The sequence below is a fragment of the Alcanivorax sp. genome (genome assembly GCF_014762765.1).
Lineage (GTDB): Bacteria > Pseudomonadota > Gammaproteobacteria > Pseudomonadales > Alcanivoracaceae > Alcanivorax.
In genome coordinates, this window is record NZ_JABURH010000055.1 from 19,724 (window position 1) to 39,889 (window position 20,166).

At 58.3% G+C, this 20,166-nt stretch carries 20 protein-coding genes; 11 read left to right on the forward strand and 9 right to left on the reverse strand.

Annotated elements, in window-relative coordinates; genetic code table 11:
• Positions 1–21 precede the first annotated feature (21 nt).
• The 4 genes from HUJ17_RS01885 to HUJ17_RS01900 form a co-directional block, all read right to left on the reverse strand.
• Entirely contained in the window at positions 22–483 is a 462-nt protein-coding gene (locus tag HUJ17_RS01885) for a hypothetical protein (RefSeq protein WP_290509094.1), read from the reverse strand.
• On the reverse strand, positions 480–2,438 hold the full coding sequence (locus HUJ17_RS01890; protein WP_290509095.1) for a GMC family oxidoreductase: 1,959 nt from the start codon (positions 2,436–2,438) through the stop codon (positions 480–482). Before HUJ17_RS01890 ends, HUJ17_RS01885 begins: the two co-directional genes overlap by 4 nt.
• Positions 2,439–2,695: 257 nt before the next feature.
• The gene (locus tag HUJ17_RS01895) at positions 2,696–3,730 is read right to left on the reverse strand and encodes a hypothetical protein (protein ID WP_290509096.1); all 1,035 of its coding nucleotides are present in this window, start codon (positions 3,728–3,730) and stop codon (positions 2,696–2,698) included.
• A 319-nt stretch (positions 3,731–4,049) separates the two neighbouring features.
• Complete coding sequence (locus tag HUJ17_RS01900; protein ID WP_290509097.1) at positions 4,050–6,056, reverse strand: SDR family oxidoreductase; 2,007 nt, start codon at positions 6,054–6,056, stop codon at positions 4,050–4,052.
• A 235-nt stretch (positions 6,057–6,291) separates the two neighbouring features.
• Here HUJ17_RS01900 and HUJ17_RS01905 point away from each other — a divergent pair, with 235 nt between their 5' ends.
• The 6 genes from HUJ17_RS01905 (at position 6,292) to HUJ17_RS01930 (ending at position 10,953) form a co-directional block, all read left to right on the forward strand.
• On the forward strand, positions 6,292–6,924 hold the full coding sequence (locus HUJ17_RS01905) for a TetR family transcriptional regulator (protein WP_290509098.1): 633 nt from the start codon (positions 6,292–6,294) through the stop codon (positions 6,922–6,924).
• 134 nt (positions 6,925–7,058) lie between these two features.
• On the forward strand, positions 7,059–7,388 hold the full coding sequence (locus tag HUJ17_RS01910; protein WP_290509099.1) for a hypothetical protein: 330 nt from the start codon (positions 7,059–7,061) through the stop codon (positions 7,386–7,388).
• A gap of 66 nt (positions 7,389–7,454) precedes the next feature.
• Complete coding sequence (locus HUJ17_RS01915; RefSeq protein ID WP_290509100.1) at positions 7,455–8,138, forward strand: nitroreductase; 684 nt, start codon at positions 7,455–7,457, stop codon at positions 8,136–8,138.
• A 59-nt stretch (positions 8,139–8,197) separates the two neighbouring features.
• On the forward strand, positions 8,198–8,560 hold the full coding sequence (locus HUJ17_RS01920) for a putative quinol monooxygenase (RefSeq protein ID WP_290509101.1): 363 nt from the start codon (positions 8,198–8,200) through the stop codon (positions 8,558–8,560).
• Positions 8,561–8,664: 104 nt separating this feature from the next.
• Complete coding sequence (locus tag HUJ17_RS01925) at positions 8,665–9,594, forward strand: MoxR family ATPase (RefSeq protein ID WP_290509102.1); 930 nt, start codon at positions 8,665–8,667, stop codon at positions 9,592–9,594.
• A 9-nt stretch (positions 9,595–9,603) separates the two neighbouring features.
• Entirely contained in the window at positions 9,604–10,953 is a 1,350-nt protein-coding gene (locus HUJ17_RS01930; RefSeq protein WP_290509103.1) for a VWA domain-containing protein, read from the forward strand.
• A gap of 134 nt (positions 10,954–11,087) precedes the next feature.
• On the opposite strand, the gene HUJ17_RS01935 is transcribed toward HUJ17_RS01930, so the two are convergent.
• Complete coding sequence (locus HUJ17_RS01935; RefSeq protein WP_290509104.1) at positions 11,088–13,508, reverse strand: hybrid sensor histidine kinase/response regulator; 2,421 nt, start codon at positions 13,506–13,508, stop codon at positions 11,088–11,090.
• Positions 13,509–13,645: 137 nt separating this feature from the next.
• Here HUJ17_RS01935 and HUJ17_RS01940 point away from each other — a divergent pair, with 137 nt between their 5' ends.
• Complete coding sequence (locus HUJ17_RS01940) at positions 13,646–14,197, forward strand: porin family protein (protein ID WP_290509105.1); 552 nt, start codon at positions 13,646–13,648, stop codon at positions 14,195–14,197.
• A 47-nt stretch (positions 14,198–14,244) separates the two neighbouring features.
• On the opposite strand, the gene HUJ17_RS01945 is transcribed toward HUJ17_RS01940, so the two are convergent.
• Both HUJ17_RS01945 and HUJ17_RS01950 read right to left on the reverse strand, forming a co-directional pair.
• Positions 14,245–15,576: an AarF/ABC1/UbiB kinase family protein gene (locus HUJ17_RS01945; RefSeq protein ID WP_290509106.1), complete on the reverse strand. Its 1,332-nt coding sequence runs from the start codon at positions 15,574–15,576 to the stop codon at positions 14,245–14,247.
• 217 nt (positions 15,577–15,793) lie between these two features.
• Positions 15,794–16,222, reverse strand: a complete 429-nt coding sequence (locus HUJ17_RS01950) for a phasin family protein (protein WP_290509107.1) — start codon at positions 16,220–16,222, stop codon at positions 15,794–15,796.
• A 256-nt stretch (positions 16,223–16,478) separates the two neighbouring features.
• Between HUJ17_RS01950 and HUJ17_RS01955 the strand changes: the two genes are divergently transcribed.
• On the forward strand, positions 16,479–16,859 hold the full coding sequence (locus HUJ17_RS01955) for a hypothetical protein (RefSeq protein ID WP_290509108.1): 381 nt from the start codon (positions 16,479–16,481) through the stop codon (positions 16,857–16,859).
• A 90-nt stretch (positions 16,860–16,949) separates the two neighbouring features.
• Here HUJ17_RS01955 and HUJ17_RS01960 read toward each other — a convergent pair whose 3' ends face one another.
• On the reverse strand, positions 16,950–17,138 hold the full coding sequence (locus tag HUJ17_RS01960; protein WP_290509109.1) for a hypothetical protein: 189 nt from the start codon (positions 17,136–17,138) through the stop codon (positions 16,950–16,952).
• A 171-nt stretch (positions 17,139–17,309) separates the two neighbouring features.
• Positions 17,310–18,146, reverse strand: coding sequence for an NAD(P)-dependent oxidoreductase (locus HUJ17_RS01965; protein WP_290509110.1), 837 nt, complete (start codon positions 18,144–18,146; stop codon positions 17,310–17,312).
• A gap of 123 nt (positions 18,147–18,269) precedes the next feature.
• On the opposite strand from HUJ17_RS01965, the gene HUJ17_RS01970 reads away from it, so the two are divergent.
• The 3 genes from HUJ17_RS01970 to HUJ17_RS01980 all read left to right on the forward strand — a co-directional run bounded on the left by HUJ17_RS01970 (position 18,270) and on the right by HUJ17_RS01980 (position 20,030).
• Positions 18,270–19,283, forward strand: coding sequence for an AraC family transcriptional regulator (locus HUJ17_RS01970; RefSeq protein WP_290509111.1), 1,014 nt, complete (start codon positions 18,270–18,272; stop codon positions 19,281–19,283).
• 145 nt (positions 19,284–19,428) lie between these two features.
• The gene (locus HUJ17_RS01975) at positions 19,429–19,833 is read left to right on the forward strand and encodes an HIT family protein (protein ID WP_290509112.1); all 405 of its coding nucleotides are present in this window, start codon (positions 19,429–19,431) and stop codon (positions 19,831–19,833) included.
• Between the two features lie 2 nt (positions 19,834–19,835).
• Positions 19,836–20,030, forward strand: a complete 195-nt coding sequence (locus tag HUJ17_RS01980) for a CPXCG motif-containing cysteine-rich protein (protein WP_103918127.1) — start codon at positions 19,836–19,838, stop codon at positions 20,028–20,030.
• Positions 20,031–20,166: the final 136 nt, after the last annotated feature.

The window sequence follows — 20,166 nt, forward strand, 5'->3', positions numbered from 1 at the left end:
GAGGCTCCTTGGTCTGGACGATCAGCGTGATGAGCCGATGCCATGATCTTGCTGGTAAGCCTGCTGTTCGTCCACCAGTCGCAGGGCAGTAAAGGGAAAGGCCAGCATGCTTTCCCGGTAAGCCACCTCTGCCTGGCCGATGGCCTGCTGGTTCCGGTAGACCGTCATAGGGCAGGTAATCAACGAGGCCAGCAGGCCGTTGCGTCCGTACTGCTTTTTGCCTTCCACACGCAGCCGTCCCAGCGCCGGGTGGCTGAAGGTCAGCCAGTAATGGGGGCCGCTCGGATGAATGGTCAGTTCCCCTTCGCAGGGGAAGTCCTGTCCGTCCAGATTGACGGTGCCACGAAAGTAACGGGGGGCACTGATGCTGAAGATGCGGGTGGTAAAGGCGCGGATCTGGAAGGCAAAGGGTTGCTGGCGGCCCTGACTGTCCAGTTGCAGCCAACCGCTCATGCGTTCCTTGAGTAACAGGCCTAGAGTCATGCGCATTCTCCTTGTGGGTGTGTGTGGCTGGAATCCATATCGGCGAGCAGCTCCCTGGCCAGGATGTCGGCGGCACGGCTGGCCATGGCCATGATGGTCACCTGTGGGTTGGCGCCCAGGCTGGTGGGGACGCTGGCGCCGTCCATCACGTACAGCCCCGGGTGGCCGAACACCCGGTGATCGCTGTCGCAGACGCCATCCCGGGGGGAAGCAGCAATACGGGCGGTACCTAGTGGGTGATAGGCGCTGATCAGGAAGTCAGTGGGTTTCAGTGGCGAGCGCAAAAAGCGTTCCAGCTCGTGACGGTTCTGGATACGCACGATGCGATTGAGACCGGGGATCAGTACCTCCTCGGCGCCGGCGTCCAGATACCAGCAGGCCAGGGCATGGATGCCGCGTTTGAACAGGGCAAAGTCCTGCTGGTTCATACGGTAGCGAATCAACGGCAGTCCCCGGTGCGGGCCCCTTCGTACCCGTCCTTCGCTGGTGTCGCGTATCATGAAGCCGAAGTAGGCTGTGTGTGGATAGTCTTCGGTAAAACGCACCCAGTCCTGTCCGACCAGGGGGTTGAGCAGGCTGTGGCCGGCCAGGGGAATCGTGCCCCCCTCGAACATCAGGCCCTGCTCTTCCCAGTCCGACACCCCGTAGCCCTGTGGGATACTGCGGCTGTTGGCAAGATTCCGGTCTGGAAACAGGGCATTGACGACCCCCGCCGGGTGTAGCGTCAGGTGGCGGCCCAGGTGGGGGTTGCGCACTCCTTGTTGTTGAAGAAACAGTGGCGTGAACAGGCTGCCCATGGCGACGATGGTGCGCTGGCAGGTCAGGCCCAGGGTGACCGGGCGCCCGGCGGCATTGGTGCCGCGGGCGATGACGCCGGTAATACGGCCTCCCTGTCGCTGCAGTCGTTCGGCCCGGAAGCCGCTGAACAGGAATGCACCCCGTTCCAGGGCCCGGGGGATATAGCTCACATTGGTGGACTGCTTGGCGTCCGTGGGGCAGCCGAACTGGCACAGCCCCTGGCCGTCACAGCCCTGGGCATTGCGCATCAGCGGCTGGCGCTGCAAGAAGCCGTTGGCGCCGGCGCCCCGGTCGATGAGGTCGCCAATGGGGCCGACGGTCTCTGCGGTGGCTTGCTGAACACAGAGCATCCGCTCCACGCCCTCGAACCAGGGAGCCATGGCCTGTTCGGTGAAATCCTGCAGTCCCTGTTCCCGCCAGTTGGCCAGCACCGAGGCCGGGGTGCGCATGCAGGTGCCGGAATTGATGGTGGTGGTACCGCCCACGTTGCAGCCCACCGGCACCGGGATAATGGCGTTGCCGGTGGCCACGGTGGCCCCCCAGCTGCGGTAGAGCTTGGGAATCACCTCGGTGAGTTTGCCGTTGAAGTGGCTGCGATCGTAGTACTCGCCTTCCTCGATGATCACCACGGCCAGGCCGTGGCAGGCCAGTTCGTAGGCCGCCGCGGCACCTCCTGCGCCGCTGCCCAGGATCACCACGTCCGCTTCCAGGGTCATATCCTCTTCGCAGTCCCTGGCAGCGGTTATCTGCTGCTGCCATCGGAAGGTTTCAATCTGGGCGGGCAGCTGCACCGGTTCCCGGCAGCCGGTAGCCTGCTCCACCTTCTCATCCAGCACATAGGCGGCCTTGAAGGGGAGAGCCAGCAGGCGCAGCAGTTTGCCGGATACCGGGGTGGCGGCCAGTTTGTCGAGAAAAAGTTGTTGCTGTTTCAGGCTGGCGCGCCGAAAGGCGCGGCCCCGCACCAGACGATGACGGTTGTCGAGCCACAGCAAGCCGGCTTTCAGGCTGCGTTGCAGGGCTGGATGACCGGTAAGTTGCGCATCCATCTTGCCGAGGAGGGCGTCGGAATCTGCCGCCGGCAATGTCTTCCCGGCCGGAAACAGGGCGCGGCACAGGGCGATGGCGGTGGGGTGTTGGCGAAGTGTGAATTGTCCCATGGCTTCAGTGTAGCCGGCACAAGACCGCGTGCTTGTCTTCAATGACAGCCACCGATTGTGGTTGCGGACAAAAACCTTGATGTCGATCAAGGCGAGGGGGGCGGTAAGGAGAGAGGATAGCAGCGGGATATGATCCCGCTGCGTATGCTTCCGGTTGTCTCCGGAAACTCTTTGGCCCCGGTCTCCGGGGCCTTTCTTTATGCTTCTTCAGATTGATGGCAGCCCCGACTTTGAGTGACGGGGCTGCGGTTCGCCGGTTATTGCTCGGTCTCCTCTGCGGGTGGATCCTCCTCTTCGGGCTCACAGTCGGTACCCACGACAACCGCATGGACCGCCACGTAGAGCGGGTCGGCTTCCACCGGGATGGTGAAGTCCAGCATGCTGGTGGGTTCCAGCGGCTCCTGGGTGTTGCCAAACAGGCCCGGTGCATTGGTGGGCAGCTCTTCCGCACCGGCGTAGACATGAGCCTCGAGCAGCCCGAAGCCTTCGAAGGTTTCGTAGGTCAGGTGCAGGACGCTGCCATCGTAGGTGTAGCTGACAGTTCCCACATGGGTGCCCTTGCTGAGATCATGCTGGGCTGCGCCGGCATACAGGTCCACGCTGCTGTCGTCACCGGGCAGCACGGTGATCTGCCAGCCCCAGTTGCCAAAGCCAAGTTCTTCGAAGGTCTTGTCGCCAACACCGTAGGCGGTTTCAGCGCCCGGGCATACCGGAGGGGGTGGATCGTCATCTTCGCAATCGATCAGGTATTCACTCCAGGTGGCCCAGTTGCCTCTGCGCACGATGTTGTCACCATCTGCCCAGGCGGTTTCCTCCTGGGTGCTATCGCCGTCGGTCTTACTGACTACGGCATGGGCAGCCAGAGCAACCAGATCGCCGCATTCGGCGGTCAGGTCATCCAGGGGGATCTTGAACTGGAAGGTGTCGGTTTCCAGGTCCTCGGCGACGTAGGGAAACTGGCCGGGAATCGGGCTGCCGTTATTGGTTTGCGGCATGTCATCCAGGGATTCTCCCACGAACAGGTGGACTTCATTGAGCAGCCAACCGCCGGTGGTTTCGTAGGTGATGTAGAGGAAGTGGGCATCCGTTTCCAGGCAGACGGTGCCCACATCGATAGTCTGCCCGGCGAACAGGGTGCGACAGGGTTCGCTGGGGTCGATCTTGCTGGTTGCCGATCGTGCGTCGGCGGTGAGGCCGTTACTGGAACTGCCGCCACCGCCGCAACTTGCCAGCAGGGCGGAAAACACAAATAGCCAAAAGGCCGTGAACAGGGATTTTGGGTGGGTAACCATGACCAGACTCCTTACTGGGTCGCGGTTACTGGCTCAACTGCGTGACTGGGTCAGTAAACCGTTGGGATAGACATAGGGGATAAACAATCCTTTTTGTGAGGTGCGTCACAAAATTTAGCACCGTGAAGGCGAGGTGAGAGTCCGGCACGGGGCTGAATTTTTTTCTCAGTGTTTTCTGCGAGCGGGCTGGCTATTTTGTATGGCTTTTTCATTAGTGAAAAAAGCGTACATTTTGGCAGTGAACAAGAAAGAATAGCGTGGCTGTGCAGTGCACAGAGAAAGATGGCCACCGGCAGAAGCCGGTGGCCGGAGGGCGTGCTTACCAGTGAATGCCTTTGAAGAGGCGTGAGAAGGCCGCCTGTTCACGGCGAATCTTCTTCGGCGAGCTTTCCTTGTCACCCAGGGCGGCGGAGGAATCCGAGAACAGCTTGTAGCCGGTATTCATGATGGTCTCGGTGACCTTGGGAGTCAGGAAGTGCATTACCTGACCCATTACGCCCAGATTGGTAGCAATACGCTTGGGTTGGCGCACGATGGCATCGCATATCATGTCCGCTGCCTGGGCCGGGCTGATGGTGGGCACGTGGTTGTAGATCTTGGTGGGTGCGATCATCGGGGTACGCACCAGCGGCATGTTGATAGTGGTGAAACGAATACCCTCATGGGCCAGTTCACTGGAGGCACAGCGGGTGAACGCGTCCAGTGCCGCTTTCGACGCCACATAGGCAGAAAAACGTGGCGCATTGGTGAGCACCCCGATGCTGGAAATATTGATCACATGTCCGCCGCCACGCTCGATCATGCCCGGCATCAGTTGCATGATCAGCCGCAGCGCGCCGAAGTAGTTGAGTTGCATGGTGCGTTCATAATCGTGGAAACGATCGAAGGAATGCACCACGGAGCGGCGGATGGAGCGGCCGGCATTGTTGACCAGCACATCAACATGGCCGTGATCGGCGATCACCTGCTGAATCAGATTATCCACGCTGTTCAGGTCAGATACATCACAGCTGTAGGCTTGGGCGGTGCCACCTAACTGGTCGATTTCGTGCAGGGTCTCTTCCAGTTTTTCTGCGGTACGGGCGATGACCAGCACAGTGGCGCCGGCACGAGCCAGTTTCAGTGCGGTAGCCTTGCCGATGCCGGAAGTGGCACCGGTAACCATGACCACTTTGCCTTCCACCCGCTCGGGCAGGGTGGGCAGGGGCTGTAGTTCATCCTTGCGATCGCCACGATCCGGGTCCAGATGGTTCTCCCAGAAATCCCATAGTTGCTGGATATAGCCTTCCAGGTCCGGCACCTGGATGTTGCTTCCCGCCAGCGCTTCCCGAGCACGCTGGTTATCGTACTCGGTGGGGAAGGTGAGAAATTGCAGGGCTGACGGAGGGATATCCAGGTTCTCAAGTACTGTGTTGACCACCAGCTTGGGGGTCATGGCGCTGACGCCTTTCTTGACGAAGCCGGGGACCACGTTGAACAGACTGTTATCCAGTTTCACCGGCCAGCGGGGGGCCTGGGCGGCACCGGCAATGATGTCCATCAGTTCGCCCAGGTTATAACTGCGATCGGCGGTGAGGTGGAAGCACTGGCTATCATGGCCGGGCTGATGGGCAATGTGATCCAGGGCGTCGGCCACGAAGTCCACCGGCACCACATTGAAGTGGCCGCCTTCTACGCCAATCAGGGGCATCCAGTTGGGCAGCACATCCTTGAGCTTCTGGATCAGCTTGAACATGTAGTAAGGGCCATCGACCTTGTCCATCTCGCCGGTCTCGGAGTGGCCTACCACCATGGACGGTCGGTAGATCCGCCACGGCAGTTTGCTTTCCTGGCGCACCAGGGCTTCGGACTCATGCTTGGTGAGCAGGTAGGGGTCATCCAGGCCGGTGGCCTCTTCGAACATATCTTCGGTAAAGGTGCCGTTGTAGAGGCCGGCAGCGGCAATCGAGGAAACATGATGAAAGCAGCCGGCTTGCAGTTTCTCCGCCAGTTTCAGGGTTTGCCGGGTGCCTTCGATGTTGGTGTAGCGCTGGGTGTTCTCATCGGCGGTCAGATCGTAGATTGCGGCCAGGTGAAAGAAGTGGTCCACCTGGCCGGTCAGGTCATCCTGATCCCGCTTGCTGACGCCCAGCAGTTTTTCGTTGATATCACCCTGGATAGCCACCAGACGATCGGCGTCCACACCCAGCCGGCGACGCAGGGCATCCAGCTTGTATTCGGAGCCGGAGCGCACCAGGGCGAAAACCCTGCTGTCCTCACGCTTGAGCAGACGACCAACCAGAAAACGACCAATAAAGCCGGTGGCACCGGTGACGAAATAGTTCATTGCTTTCCCCTTTTGCTTCCCTGCTGCCCGCTGTAGGCAGGCAGTCTGTGTTGTAGCGCTAATTGATGATGCGCCGTGAGATCGGTAAGAGCCAAATTTCTTGCCTTACAACTGTAAGGCGAATTCTCTTTCAGCTAACACTTGTTTGTCAAAGATTATTATGTAACCAGTATGTAGTTGCGCGATGAGCGGGATTCATGGGAATATTTAACTAACACTCGTTAGTGATAATATTATGGCTGAAACAACACGACAGCGGCAGAAGCGACAAACCCGGGAGCGCATTCTGGAAGCCGCCCGAACCCTGATGGCCGGGGGGCGTGGCCTGGATAGTCTGGGGCTGCGGGAAGTTGCCCGGGAATCCGGGCTTGCCGCCACCTCCCTGTACAACCATTTCCCGGACATGGATGCCTTGGGGCTGGCACTGATCGACTCCTGCTGTTTCCGGTTGCGATCAGCCATGGAATACGAGCGGCGCAGCATGATTGAAATTGGCCCGGCCCGGGCGGTGAAAGAGCTGGTGGGCCGTTTTGTCCGTTACCTGAACGACTATGAAAATGATTTCCGACTGCTGGTGCAACAGCGTTTGGGCAGCCACGACCGCTATCGGATGCGTATCCAGCGGGAGCTGCAATTGCTGGTGGATGAACTGGCTGAGGATGTGCGCCAGGCGGTAGCGGCCCAGGGGCGCGAGCCGGTGCCGGCGGAGCAGGAGGCGGAGGCGGCCATTGCGATCATGTTTGGCGCCGGCATTTCCATGCTCGACAACACGACAAGTGCTCGCAGAGTGCTGGCGGACCATGCCTGCCTGCAGCTGGAAATGATGGCCCTGGGGGGGCGGATGATGGCTCAGGGCATGCGCCTTTAACTCCCCGGTGTTGCCATTCGCGGGCCTTTGAGGAGAGTAAAAAGCAGGCAAATGTGACGTAATTCGTGGGTTTTTGACAAAAAATGCACTAAAAATACGCACTAACACTTGTCCGCTTGCCACAGGAGGTGGCGATGCCCTTTGATCCCAGGGATCCCTACGACGCCGCAGCCCTGTACGACATGTGGCTCAATTGCAGTCGCTGTCCGACCACCTTTGATTTCGAGCCCGGTGGTGACATCAATCTGGACTACTATCACCGTATCGGCCAGCAGGCGCGCCAGGAAAACTGGATTGTGCTGCCTGCACGCAGCAAAGGGGATGAGCTGGTCTTCAACGTGCTGTGCCCGGCCTGCGCGCGACGTCTTGGTGTGGCTGGTTGTGATGGCCACATGGAACTTGCGGCCCCGGTGATTGACGAGATCTGTCAGGCCATGCGTGAGGCTTCTGGCGAGGCAGCCTGAGCGTTTCTGTCATCGTCCCCTTCTGCATGGCTGTTTAGACTGGCGGGTAATTCAGAGGAGTTACCCATGACTGCCGATTCCATGTCCCTTTTTCATGCTCTTACCGAGCGCCGTTCTGTGCGCGGTTTTCTCGACAAGCCTGTACCCCAATCAGAGCTTGAGGCGATTTTCTCACTGGCCCAACATGCACCCTCCAACTGCAATATCCAGCCCTGGCAGGTATGGGTGGCCAGTGGTGAAACCCGTAACGCTTTACGCGAGCGTCTGGTGGACAAGGTCAGCCGGGGAATCCCCTTTGCGCCGGACTATGAGAGCCTGCCTCGTTTCCAGGGCATATACAGGGAGCGACAGGTGGATTGTGCCATGGCCCTCTACGGTAACATGGGCATCGCCCGGGAAGACCGGGAAGGTCGCCGTCGGGCGGAGCTGCGCAACTTTGAACTGTTCGATGCGCCCCATGTGGCCTTTATCGGCATGGAGCGGGATTTTGGCGTTACCGTGGCTCTGGACGTGGGCATGTACGTGCAATCCCTGTTGCTGGCAATGACTGCCCACGGAGTTGGGGCCTGCGCCCAGGGCAGTATGCGCTACTACCCGGATGATGTACGTGAACTGCTGGGGATCCCGGACAGCACCGCCATCGTGCTGGGTATCAGTTTCGGCTATGAAAACACGGATATCGCGGCCAACCGCACCCGGGTGGGGCGAGTGCCGCTGGGCGACTCAGTACGCTTCTGCGGCGGTGTCTGAGCGGACAGCCGGGGCGGGTTTGTGGTACTATGGTCGTTTTCCCAGCGCAATGGACCCCCATGATCATCGTCAAAGGCTCTTTCCCCGTGAAACAAGACCAGCAACCAGAAGCGCTGGAGCTGGTGCAGGCGCTGGCGAAATCCTCCCGGGGTGAACATGGCTGCCTGGCTTACGAGGTATACCTGCAGGCGGATGAGCCCCGGGTCATCGTGGTGTGGCAGCAATGGACAGATCTGGATGCGCTGGAAATCCATTTCGGCTCCGAGCATGTGGATGCCTTTCTGGATGCCATCCCCGACATGATTGACGGTGAAGTGACATCTGCCCGCTTTGATGTCACCAGCCTGGACGGCGAACCCATCGTCGAAGAGGTGGCCGAGATTGCGCCGCTGGTGCTGGCGGATAATATTACCCTGCACTGAGGGCTCGTACTTCAGGCAACATACCGCATGGTGCCGCTGTGCGGATGTCATTCCCGGCTGGCGCTTCCTGCGCTACCCTCTGAGGCTCTGTTGCAGGAGCTTCCATGAAAACCCGTATTGATTCCGTCGAAGAAATTACTCGCAGTTTTGCCGGGCAGGGCTATATCTGTAGTGAACAGATTGCCTTGGCGATCTACCTGGCTGCGCAGTTGCACAAGCCGGTGCTGGTGGAAGGCCCTCCCGGGGTAGGCAAAACCGAACTGGCCAAAGCGGCGGCGGCGTTTCTTGAGGCACCGCTGATCCGTTTACAGTGCTATGAAGGTCTGGATGAAAGCCGGGCCCTGTACGAGTGGAAGTATGGCAAGCAGCTACTCTATACCCAGTTGTTGCGTGACAAACTGGGGGGCATGCTTGCTGATACTGATAGTCTGGAAGCCAGCATGGAACGGCTGGGGGATCTGGGCGAAGCCTTCTACAGCGATACCTTTCTGGAGCCGCGGCCGCTGTTGCATGCACTGCGCAGTGATGAGCCGGCGGTGCTGCTGATTGATGAAATCGACAAGGCGGACCAGGAGTTTGAAGCCTTCCTGTTAGAGCTGTTGTCCGATTTCCAAATTTCCATTCCTGAGCTGGGCACGGTGAAAGCAAAGCATCAGCCCCTGGTGTTGCTGACCAGTAACGATCAGCGAGAACTGTCCGATGCTCTCAAGCGTCGCTGCCTGCATCTCTATATTCCTTATCCGGCCGCGGAGTTGGAGGCGCAGATCGTTGCTGCCCGGGTGCCGGATCTGGATGCCCGACTGCGTGAGCAGCTGGTGGCGTTTATTCAGCACCTGCGCGAACAGGACATGAAAAAGCTGCCGGCCATTTCTGAAACCCTGGACTGGGCTCGTGCGCTGGTATTACTGCATGCAGACAGCCTGGAGCATGCCCAGGTGGCGGATACACTCAATCTGGTGCTGAAAACCGAGCAGGATGTCACCCTGGCCCGTGAGTTATTGCCTGCCTGGCTGCGCAAGCTCGGCAAGCGCTAGGGGCTGCTGATGCCAACTCGTCGCTTGTCCGAGTTTGTTCAGGCCCTGCGTGGGGCCGGACTGCGGATTTCACCGGATGAAGCCAGTCAGGCTATGGATGCGGCGGCGCTGGTGGGCTATGCGCAGCGCCAGCGTTTCCATGATGCTCTGGCCCTGACTTTGGTCAAACAGCAACAGGACAAGTCTGCGTTCGAAGAAACCTTTGCTCGTTTTTTTGAGGCTGAAGACTCCCGTTCCGACTCCCCGCAAGATTCCGGTTCGCCCATGCCGGAACCCGCGGCCGACCCCTCGTCCGCGCAGACTCCTGAGCAGCAACAGGCGGAAACCCTGTTGGCCAGTACCCCGGATCAATTACAGCAGCGGATGGCGGAAGCCGCAGCCGAGATGGATTTCACTCAGATGGAAGTGATTACCCAGCAGGGGATCTATACCCGTCGTCTGCTGATGAATATGGGCATGGGAGCGGTAGATGACCGGGTGCTGCAACTGGATCAGGGCGGCCCGCGTCAGCAGGCCCGAGCGGAGCAGTTACGGCAGTGGCGAGCCCGGGTCCGTGAGCAGGCAGCGGGTCAGGTACGACGTCAGTTTCTGTTGCATGGCGTGGGTAAGGGGCGAGTGCTTCGTGAGCAGACCCTGCGGGCAGTGCCATTCCGGGATCTGAGGGAGTTCCGTGACGTGCAGGCTCTGGTGCGCAGGATGGCCCGGCGACTGGCCAGCCTGCATCAGCGACGCACAAAAAACAGTCGGCGGGGCATGCTCGATGCCCGCCGCACCATGGTGGCGAGCATCCGCCATGATGGTGTGCCGGCCAAACTGTTCTGGCGTCGCCGTCCGCCCCGCAAGACCCGGGTCATGGTGATCTGTGATGTGTCCAGTTCGGTGAGCGATGCGGCCCGATTTCTACTGCAGTTTCTCTATGCCATGAACGACGTGTTGCCACGGGTTCGCAGCTTCGCCTTTGCCTCTCGGTTTGATGAAATCACCGAGGATTTCGCTCGCTATTCTCCCGAGGTGGCGGTGGGGAAGGTGCTGGATAGGCTGTCCGGTAGCGGTACTGATTATGCCGAAATGTTTCGGGCGTTTCAGGCTCGCTGTGAAAGAGAGCTGGACGCTCATACCACGGTGATCATCCTCGGTGATGCCCGTAACAACTACCTGCAGGACGGTGCCGAAACGTTGCAGGCGATCCGTCGTCGGGTCAAACAGGTGTGGTGGTTGAATCCGGAATCCCGGAGCCGCTGGAACAGTGGTGATGCGGTGATGGACCGTTACCTGCCGCACTGCCGTCTGGCCCGCCAGTGCGCCACCCTTAACGACCTGGAGCGGGTGGTGGACAGTTTGTTGGGATCGCTGGATTAAACGCCAGAGGCTTGAGGCCTGATAAAAAACTGTGGGAAGCGATGTTTGAGAGCGCCGGACGCCATACAAGGCAGGAAAGCAGCAAAACACTTGATGCAAAAAAAGGGCGCTTTTACATTGATTCGCGTCGGGTGTCAGGCGCGATCCCGTGAGCCCTTGCCCGGATCACGCAGCACTTGTTTCAGGGTGGCCATCAGGCGAGCCTTGTTGATGGGTTTTGCCAGGTGGGCCACCATGCCTGCGTCGTGGCAGGCGTGGATCTTGTCCGGTACCGCGTGGGCCGTCAGAGCCACAATGGGTATCCAGGGCAGCCGGCCTTCCTGTTGCAGCTTGATGATCGAGCGTGAGGTCTCGAAGCCGTCCATGTCTGGCATCTCGCAGTCCATCAGAATCAGATCGAACGACTGCTGGGTGGACATCAATACGGCTATGGCTTCCATGCCGCTTTCCGCCACTTCCGTTTCATAACCCAGTTTCTGACACAGACCTTCGGCCACCATCAGGTTGATATGGTTGTCATCGACGATCAGCAGTCGGCCGCCGGAGAGGCTGGGTAAATCGCTGTCATCGTTTTGTGGCAGGTAGCCGCTATCGCTCTGTGTACCTGGCAGGGGCAGGCGAAACCAGAATCGAGAGCCTTCGTTCTGGCGGCTGAAGACACCAATCTCACCTCCCATGATTTCCACCAGCTGCCGGCAGATTGCCAGCCCGAGACCTGTGCCACCGTAGCGCCGGCTGGTGGAGCTGTCGCCCTGATGGAAATGATCAAACAGGTGCTTGAGCTGTTCCGGGGCAATGCCGATGCCGGAATCCGACACTTCGAAATAGACATAGTCCGGGTTGTGTTCATCCCGTTCGGCCCTGACCGTGATGATGCCGTTACTGGTGAATTTCACCGCATTGCCGATCAGATTTACCAGAATTTGTCGTAGCCGCACCGGGTCGCCCAGGCACCGTTCCCCCAGGTTTTGGTCAAGCTCGGTCTGCAGGGTATTGGAATGCACATGGGCCTTGTGCTGAAACAGCGCCAGGGATTCGCTGACCAGATCCGCCAGGCTGAAGCTGGTCTGTTCAATGGGCATCTTGCCTGCTTCGATGCGGGAGTAATCGAGAATGTCGTTGATCAGATTGAGCAGGCTGTTACCGGATTGCTCGATCACATTGAGATTGTGCTGTTGATCCTCATCCAGCGGTGTGCCCTTGAGCATATCTACGGTGCCGATGATGCCGTTAAGTGGGGTGCGGATTTCGTGGCTCATCACCGCCAGGAATTCACTACGTGCACTCAGGGCACTGTTCAGTTCCCGGGTGCGCTCATCCACACGTTGCTCCAAAACTTCGTTGGCTTCGCGTTGAATGCGGGCATTCTCGCTTTTCAGCACCGTCATCCTGTGAGCCAGAGCGAAAGACAACAGTACGGCTTCAGTGAAGGTGCCCAGTTGCATGGCATTTTCCAGCAGCCAGCCTCCTTCCATCAACTGGAAAGTTTTCAGTACGTAGAGCACCGTGGCGGTGGCCACGGCGGTGAAGGCGAGCAGGAAATAACGTGCCGGACTATAGCCCTTGAGGATCAGCCAGAGGGACAGGGCGATGGCCACAAATGGCCAGGGCAGCACGATGGCAGTAGTCGCCTGAATGGAAAAATGGAAGTTGAGCAGCGTCAGCGGGGTGACGACCAACAGGGCGATAGCGCTAAACAGCAGTATGCGGTGAATTCGCGGAGCCCGTTTTTTCAGCTCCAGAAACTGGCTGGCAAACATCATGGAGAATGCCAGTGTGACCAGGTTCAGCACGGGCAGGGAATAATGGTTCCACAGGGTGGCCTCAGGCCATAGCCACTGGTAACTCAGGCCTTCCCGGGTAAACAAGTTAAGGCCAAAAGTGCCGAGGTAAAGCACATAAAGCAGATAGCTTGGATCGCGGATAGAAAGGAAAATCAGCAGATTAAACAGGCACATGGCGACGATTGCGCCAAAATAGAGCCCATAGAAAAGGGAAAGCCGGTTGTCATGGGCGTTGAAGGCTGCCGGCGTCATCAGGGTGGCAGGCAGTTCAATCACATTGTTGCCTTGGGCACGTAACAACAGGTAGTGCGTGCTGTCTGGAGGCAGTGTCAGTGGTGTCACCAGATGATAGTGGGACAGCTCGCGACGGTGGAAGGGAACCCGGTCGCCCATGCGGGAGTGTTTTATCTGGTTGCCGTCTTTATCAAAGACGTAGATGTCCAGGTAATCAAGATGGGGGCGCCCCACACGGAGAAACCAGTAGGGCATCGTGCTGTTGTTCTCTACAGAGATGAGGAACCACTGGAATCCGTTGCGAAATCCCAGAGAAGGATAGGCATTGTTCAAGAATTGGCCCTTGCCGGCGCGCAAGGCCCGTAATGCCATAGTCGGGCTAAGGGAATGATCCTGATCTGCCAGCCATTGCATGCCTGCCGCAGCTTCATAGCTGTCGCGGTGATCCGCCAGAGTGAGTGCGTGGCTGTTCAGTGATAGAAAAAGTGCGCAGATAAGCGCTGCCAGTCGCCCTGCGGAGACGGTTCCCTTTGTCATTCCCGATCCTGTTATCGCTGTTATCCGGATGCGGCATGTCATGTTTCAGACGTATTTTACAGAATTTACCTGATTGGCTGGAACCGTGCGTCGGACGGCGTCTCGAAAATAGTGACTAAACGGAAAAGGAGAGCTGTATGAAAGTGATGATGCGCAATGTTCTGGTGATGTCCTGTTCCCTGGTAGCGGCCTCGGGCGCTTTTGCGGCTGGTCCCTACATTGGTGGTAACTACAGCCAGATCCAGTATGACAACGAGGAAATTGACAGCGACACCCTGAAAATTGATGCCGCTACCATCCGTGCCGGTTTTGATTTCACCGATTTTCTTGCCCTGGAAGCACGTGGTGGTACAGGTTTCGACAAGGACTCCCGTGGCATTCTGGATTTCGAGATGGATCATCTTTACGGCGGCTACCTGAAGTTGGGTGCGCCGGTGGGCGAGACCCTTCGTCCCTATGTGATTGGTGGTTACAGCAAGGTAAAAGGTGAAGTCTCTGCCAGTGGTTCCGTGGCAGGGGTGAATTACTCCTTCAGCGAAACGGAAACTTTCGAGGATGAATCCTGGGGTGCCGGGCTCGACTTCAACCTGACCGATACGCTGGGTGCCAATCTGGAATACATGCGTTATGTGGACACCGACGAGGAAGAAATTTCCGGTGTCAGCGTAGGCTTGCGTTCCGCTTTCTAGGTTGCGCGGATTGACCCGCCTGCGGGCACCATCCGGTGCCCGCATCTTCAACCTTCCCGAGACAAATCCAGAGCTTTTTCCAGATTGGGGCGGAAGGCGGTGTTGACGCCCAGCTTCATCATCGTCCAGTAGTGGCCGCTGACCACTCGCTCAATCAGCAGGCTGCGTGAGGACGGCTGGAATTTCAGCATCTGATCCAGGGGCGTGCGTTTTACCTGGCGGAGGATGTCGGTGTGCAGTTCCGAGCAGCCAAAATCGTAGGGCTTGTCATCGAAGGCACGTAGCAGCAAGGCAATCCAGGTGGCATAGAACTGGCCGTTGACCTGGGTATCTTTTTTGCGAGCGCCCAGTTGCAGCAGCAGGGTATCCAGGTGATCCCACTGTTCATTCAGTGCGCTGCGCACAATATCCCGTAGCAGGTCAGCATCCTGGGGTGGCAACCGTTTTACCGCACCGAAATCGTAAATCACGATGGTGCCGTCCTGGCGAAAGGCAAAGTTGCCCGGGTGTGGGTCACAGTGGACCGCCCGTAACTGGAAGATTTGCTGGCCCAGGGCATCAAAAAGGCGCTCGCCAAGCAGGTTGCGGGTAGCCTGGTCAAAGCCGTGATCGTCATCCACCTGGTCCAGCGCAATGCCGGTTTCCAGGCTAAGGGTTAGCACCTTTTCGCTGGATAATGCATCGAACACCTGCGGTATGACCAGCCAGGGCTGGTCGTCATGAAAATCCCGGAAATGTTTCAGGTTCCCTGCCTCCTGCCGGTAGTCCAGCTCTTCGTGGAGTTGGTTGCGTATTTCTCGAAACACCGCATCGAGAGCCGCCTCGTCAACTTTTAGCAGGCTGCCCAAGCGCAGAATGCGACGCAGGTGTTTCATGTCGGAATCAATGGATTCCTTTACCGCCGGGTACTGAACCTTGACGACTACGCTGTCGCCATCATGGGTGGTGGCACGGTGTACCTGGCCGATGGAGGCAGCGGCGAACGGTGTTTCCTCAAAGTCGGCAAACAGCCTGTCCAGGGTGTCTCCCAGTTCACGCTCCAGTTGTCGGCGGATTACGTGGAAGGGCATGGGGGCCGAGGCATTTTGCAGCACCTTGAGCTGATCGCTGATTTCCTTGGGCAGAATGTCCTGCATTTGCGAGGCGATCTGCCCCACCTTCATTACCGCGCCTTTCATCTCCCCCAGGGTGGCTGCCACCTCCTTGCCGATATGCTGGAGCAGTTTTTCCCGGTCTGCGGCCTTGGCAATGTCGGACTGGAACAACCCTTTGACCTGATGGCCGGCGACGCGGGTGGCAATGGAAGTGGTCATGCCGGTCAGCCGGAAAAGGCGACCAGTGGCAGTGGTGGGGCGTTTGCGACGACGGTCGTCAGCCATGGTGTCCTCGAGTAACGCTATGGGGTAGTCATTCTCGGCACGTTGTGACCGAGTCAGCAGGTGCTATCAGACTCTAGCGCTTGTCCGGCAGGGTGTACATGGTGGGATGAAGCCATAAAGGGGAGGGTGACGGATGGCTTTTCGCTAAACAGCAGGCAAAAGAAAGGGGCCCAAATCAGGCCCCAAAGGAGAGTACAACAGAATCAGGGAAACAGAATCAGCTACGTTTTTCCCCGGCAGAAACCAGTTCGTTGAACAGTTTCTCGCCTTCTTCACGCGCGGAGGCAACAGCACCCAGGCCGGCCAGCACGAATTCGTTGGTTTCTTCGGCTTTCTCGCCGCGCTCTTTCTTGCCGGCTTCTACCAGCTTCTCGTAGAGGGCCTGACGCTTTTCTGGCGCGGTGTCCAGCAGTTCGCGAGCAGCCAGCAGGGCGCCACGGCCAGCCAGCAGGGCCTTGGGCTTGCCTTCGGCTTCTTCGCCAAATGCTTCAGTGCCGGCTTCCACATACTTGTTCAGCAGCTCTTCAGAATTCTCTTCCGCTTTGTCGTATGCGCCCAGGCCAGCCAGGTACAGCTTGTTGCCCAGCTCTTTGGCACGGTTTACCAGGGATTCACTTTGTTCGCGCAGATCTTTCAGCTCGCCCATGATCAATAGTTCCTTTACGTTATCCGGTGTAAAAACAGAATTTGTTGCAGCGGTTAAGTACGCTGCGTGTGATAAAGAGTAAGGACTCAGAGGGAACAGAGGCCGACTAACTGTCCAACAATTGGACATGCGCTGGGGTGCAGGGAAGCTTCAGGATGTGATATCCGTCAAAGTCAGTACGCCAAACCCCGCATGGTCGTTATTTATACTCATGCGTACACTGGCTAAAAAGACTGTACCGGCTAGAGAGAATATAATGATAGAAAAATTCATCGCCAAAGTGCCCTCACGGATCTGGGCAGATGGTCGACCGGCTCGTGCCCGCCAGTGGGAGGCGGAATTCAACGTGGCCTCCTGGGTTCGCATCGCTGGGTCGGCGGGGAAGGTGCAGTTGGTAGTGCGTTACATGGACAGCAAGGCCGACAGGGCCGTGCTGGTAGATACCGCTGATGTAGGCGGGGAGGGCAGTGCCCTGCTATCCGGCAGCATCCGTCTGAAACTGACTGCGGAAGTAGAGCAGGTGCAAATCTCCCTGCGGCTGAGTGAGCCGGCCATGACCCATGTGGTGGAAGAGTTGTTCATGCAGCGTCGGGGTGCGGCCCTGAAGTCTTCTGACAAACTGATCTCCAACTATTGATCGATCAGGCAGGAAGATTGCGGTAAAACTGACTGTCATGGGCAGATTGTTATGGCGGCAATGTGCCGTTATGTCCAAAAAATAGGCGCGTCAGCCCTGACGGCTGACGCGCTGCGGAAAATCCAGCCTGCCTTCCTCATCGTCCTGTTCCTGATTGGCCGTGCCGTCACGGTTCACCAGGGACTCCGGCAGACTTTGAAAATCCAGTCCGGTGAGTCGGTTCAGATTTTCCAGTGCCGTTGCCGGGCGCAGTTTTCGTAATCTCAGAATCTTGCTCATGGCATGTTCTCTCTCGCTTGATGTTAATAAAGCGAGAACCGTGCCAGCATTGTAAAAATATTTTTATTGTTTTTGTTCAATGGGTTACGGTGGTAATGTGAAAAAAATCACTGTGAAATTGGCGGAGCCCGGCAGCAAGTGACAATTTTGGTAACCCTCCCTTTTTTTCTGTCAATCCAGAAAGAAATCCGGCAATAGTTTTTCGTCGTCCAGATTCGGGTCTACCCGGTAGCCGCTGAGGTCGCTGACCCCGGCGTTACGTAATACCTCCTCATCAATAAAGAATTGCCCGCTGGCGGTGGCGACCGGTTGGGTGAGAATGGTCCAGGCTGCATCTGCCATGATGGATGGCTGGCGGGCAGCCTTGACGGTGGGGGCGCCACCGAGCTGGTTCTGTACCGCGGCGGTATTGATGACAGTTTTCGGCCACAGGGCATTCACCGCCACCTTGCCGGCATATTCGTCGGCCATTCCCAGTACGCACAGGCTCATGCCGTACTTGGCCATGGTGTAGGCCACATGGCGGCCAAACCAGTGGGGCGCCATGTTCAGCGGTGGTGCCAGGTTGAGAATGTGCGGGTTAGCTGCTTTTTTCAGGTGGGGCAGGCACAGCTTGCTGGCCATGAAGGTGCCGCGACTGTTGATCTGATGCATCAGATCGTAGGACTTCATGGTAGTGGCTTCGGTACCGGTGAGGGAGATGGCGCTGGCGTTGTTGACCAGAATATCGATGCCGCCAAAGGTTTCTACGGCCTGGTCCACGGCGGCCTGGAGTTGCTCCTCGTAGCGAATATCTCCCACGCAAGGCAGGGCGGTGCCTCCAGCCTCGCGGATTTCCTCGGCGGCAGTATAGATGGTGCCGGGCAGTTTCGGATGAGGCTCAGTGGTTTTAGCGAACAGAACAATGTTGGCGCCATCACGGGCAGCACGCAGGGCAATGGCCTTGCCGATACCGCGGCTGGCACCGGTAATAAACAGGGTTTTGTCTTTGAGGTTATCGGTGGACATGGTGCTCTCCCAGGGTTGGCCGTAACAAGTGAACGAGAGTTACTTGTCAGCGGCGGGGTGTAACGTTATGGTTGCTTTTTTTCGGTCATTTGGGGCCATGGACGGCGCAAGCAGGATATAGCCATGACAATACTAAAAATGGACCCTGCGGAGTACTCGGTCTCCGCCGAATACCTGGCTCTGTTTCTGGATGTGTTGTCCAGGCGGGGTGTTTCCAATGAAGTGATGCTGTCCGGCACCGCCATCGAGCCTGGCTGCTGGCGGGATCCGAAAGCCCGGGTTACTGCTCAGGATTTCGAGAAGGTAGTGGCGCGGGGGCTGGAGCTCAGTGGTGAGCCATGGCTGGGTTGGGAGCTGGGTGCAGCCATGACCATCTCCTCTCACGGTTTTCTTGGTTACGCTGCCATGAGTAGCGCTACCCTCGGTGAGGCCATGGAAATGGCGGTGAAATATTTCCGCACCCGCAGCACCCTGGTGCAGCTGGAAATTTTTACCGATGGCGATATGGCGGTGATGCAGATCAGCGAATTGCTGGCGCTGGGTGATCTGGCGCCGGTGATGATGGAGAGTCTGTTTTCCAGCTTCCATTTTATGGGGCAGAAATTGCTGCCGGATATGGAAATTATCGGTGAGCTGCGCTTTACCTACCCTGAGCCGGAGTACTTTGCCCGCATGCGACCGGTGATGCCGGTGCCGGTGTATTTCGATTGCGCCTACAATCAAATGCGCTTCCCGGTGGAGCGCCTGGATTATGAGCTGCAGTTTGCCGATCCGCGGCTGGCGCGTATGGCGGCGGACCAGTGCGAGCAGGAGATGGCCTCCATCAAGGCGCCCCCGGCCCTGCTTGGCCAGGTGCGTCGGATCATCCTGGGCGGTGGTGGACGTTTTCCCGGCGTGGAAGAGGTGGCCAGTGAACTGCACATGTCTTCGCGGACCCTCAAGCGCAAGTTGCAGCAACTGGGTACCAGCTACCAGGAGGTGTTGGACGGCCTGCGCAAGGGGCTGGCGGTGGAATACCTGACCCAGACAGACAAGACCGTGGATGAGATTGCCATGAGTCTGGGTTATTCCGATGCCTCCAACTTTGCCCGGGCGTTTAGGCGCTGGACGTTGCGCAGCCCTTCCGATTATCGGTAATAGAGGCCCATGATGCGGGATAACCGTTGAGGGCCAGTTGAGAGAGGCAAGGTACGGGTTACGAGGGGCGAAAGGCAGCCCGGTTTTGAATGTCGAAACTCGCGCCTCGTCACTCTCCGATGTTCTGTTGTTTGAGGAGACACCAATGGCCACACTCCATCCCCGCCTTGCTGCCGATACCCGAGCCTTGGGTGAAACGGAGCTGTGCTGGCTGCGCTGGATGAATGACCGGCGCTTTCCCTGGTTGATCGTGGTGCCCAAGCGCGATGGTCTGCGCGAATGGCACCATCTGTCCCTGGCAGAACAGCAGGCCTTGCTGTTACAGGTTAATGGTCTGGCGGCGGAGCTGGAGCGGGTAACCGGGGCGGACAAGATCAACATCGGCGCCTTGGGAAACCTGGTTCCGCAATTGCACATCCATATCATCGCCCGTTTCGAAGCGGATGCCTGCTGGCCCGGGCCGGTCTGGGGGCAGGGGCTGCCTGAACCCTGGGCAGAGGAGGAGCGCCCCGTGTGGCTGGAAGCGTTGACCTTACCGGAGTCTCTCTAGCCATGGCGGGCCTGGTGCCGGTGACCGTGCAATGCCCCCATTGCTGGGAGCCCATCGAGGTGCTGATTGATACTTCGGTGGCGGAGCAGGAATACGTGGAAGACTGTCAGGTGTGCTGCCAGCCGCTGCTGTTTACTGTGGCGGTGCCGTTTGACAGCGAGGAGCCGCAGGTAGAGGTGCGGCCGGAGAATGAGTAGCCCGCCTCTTTGCGATTGGCTCGACGCCGCTGGCGGCGCGATAGCCAGGTTCATGTTGTCCCGAGCTGTTTCGAAGTCGCTGTAGGAGCTCCTCTCGAGGAGCGAACCACGCGTCAACGTGGAAATTGCCCGCGGG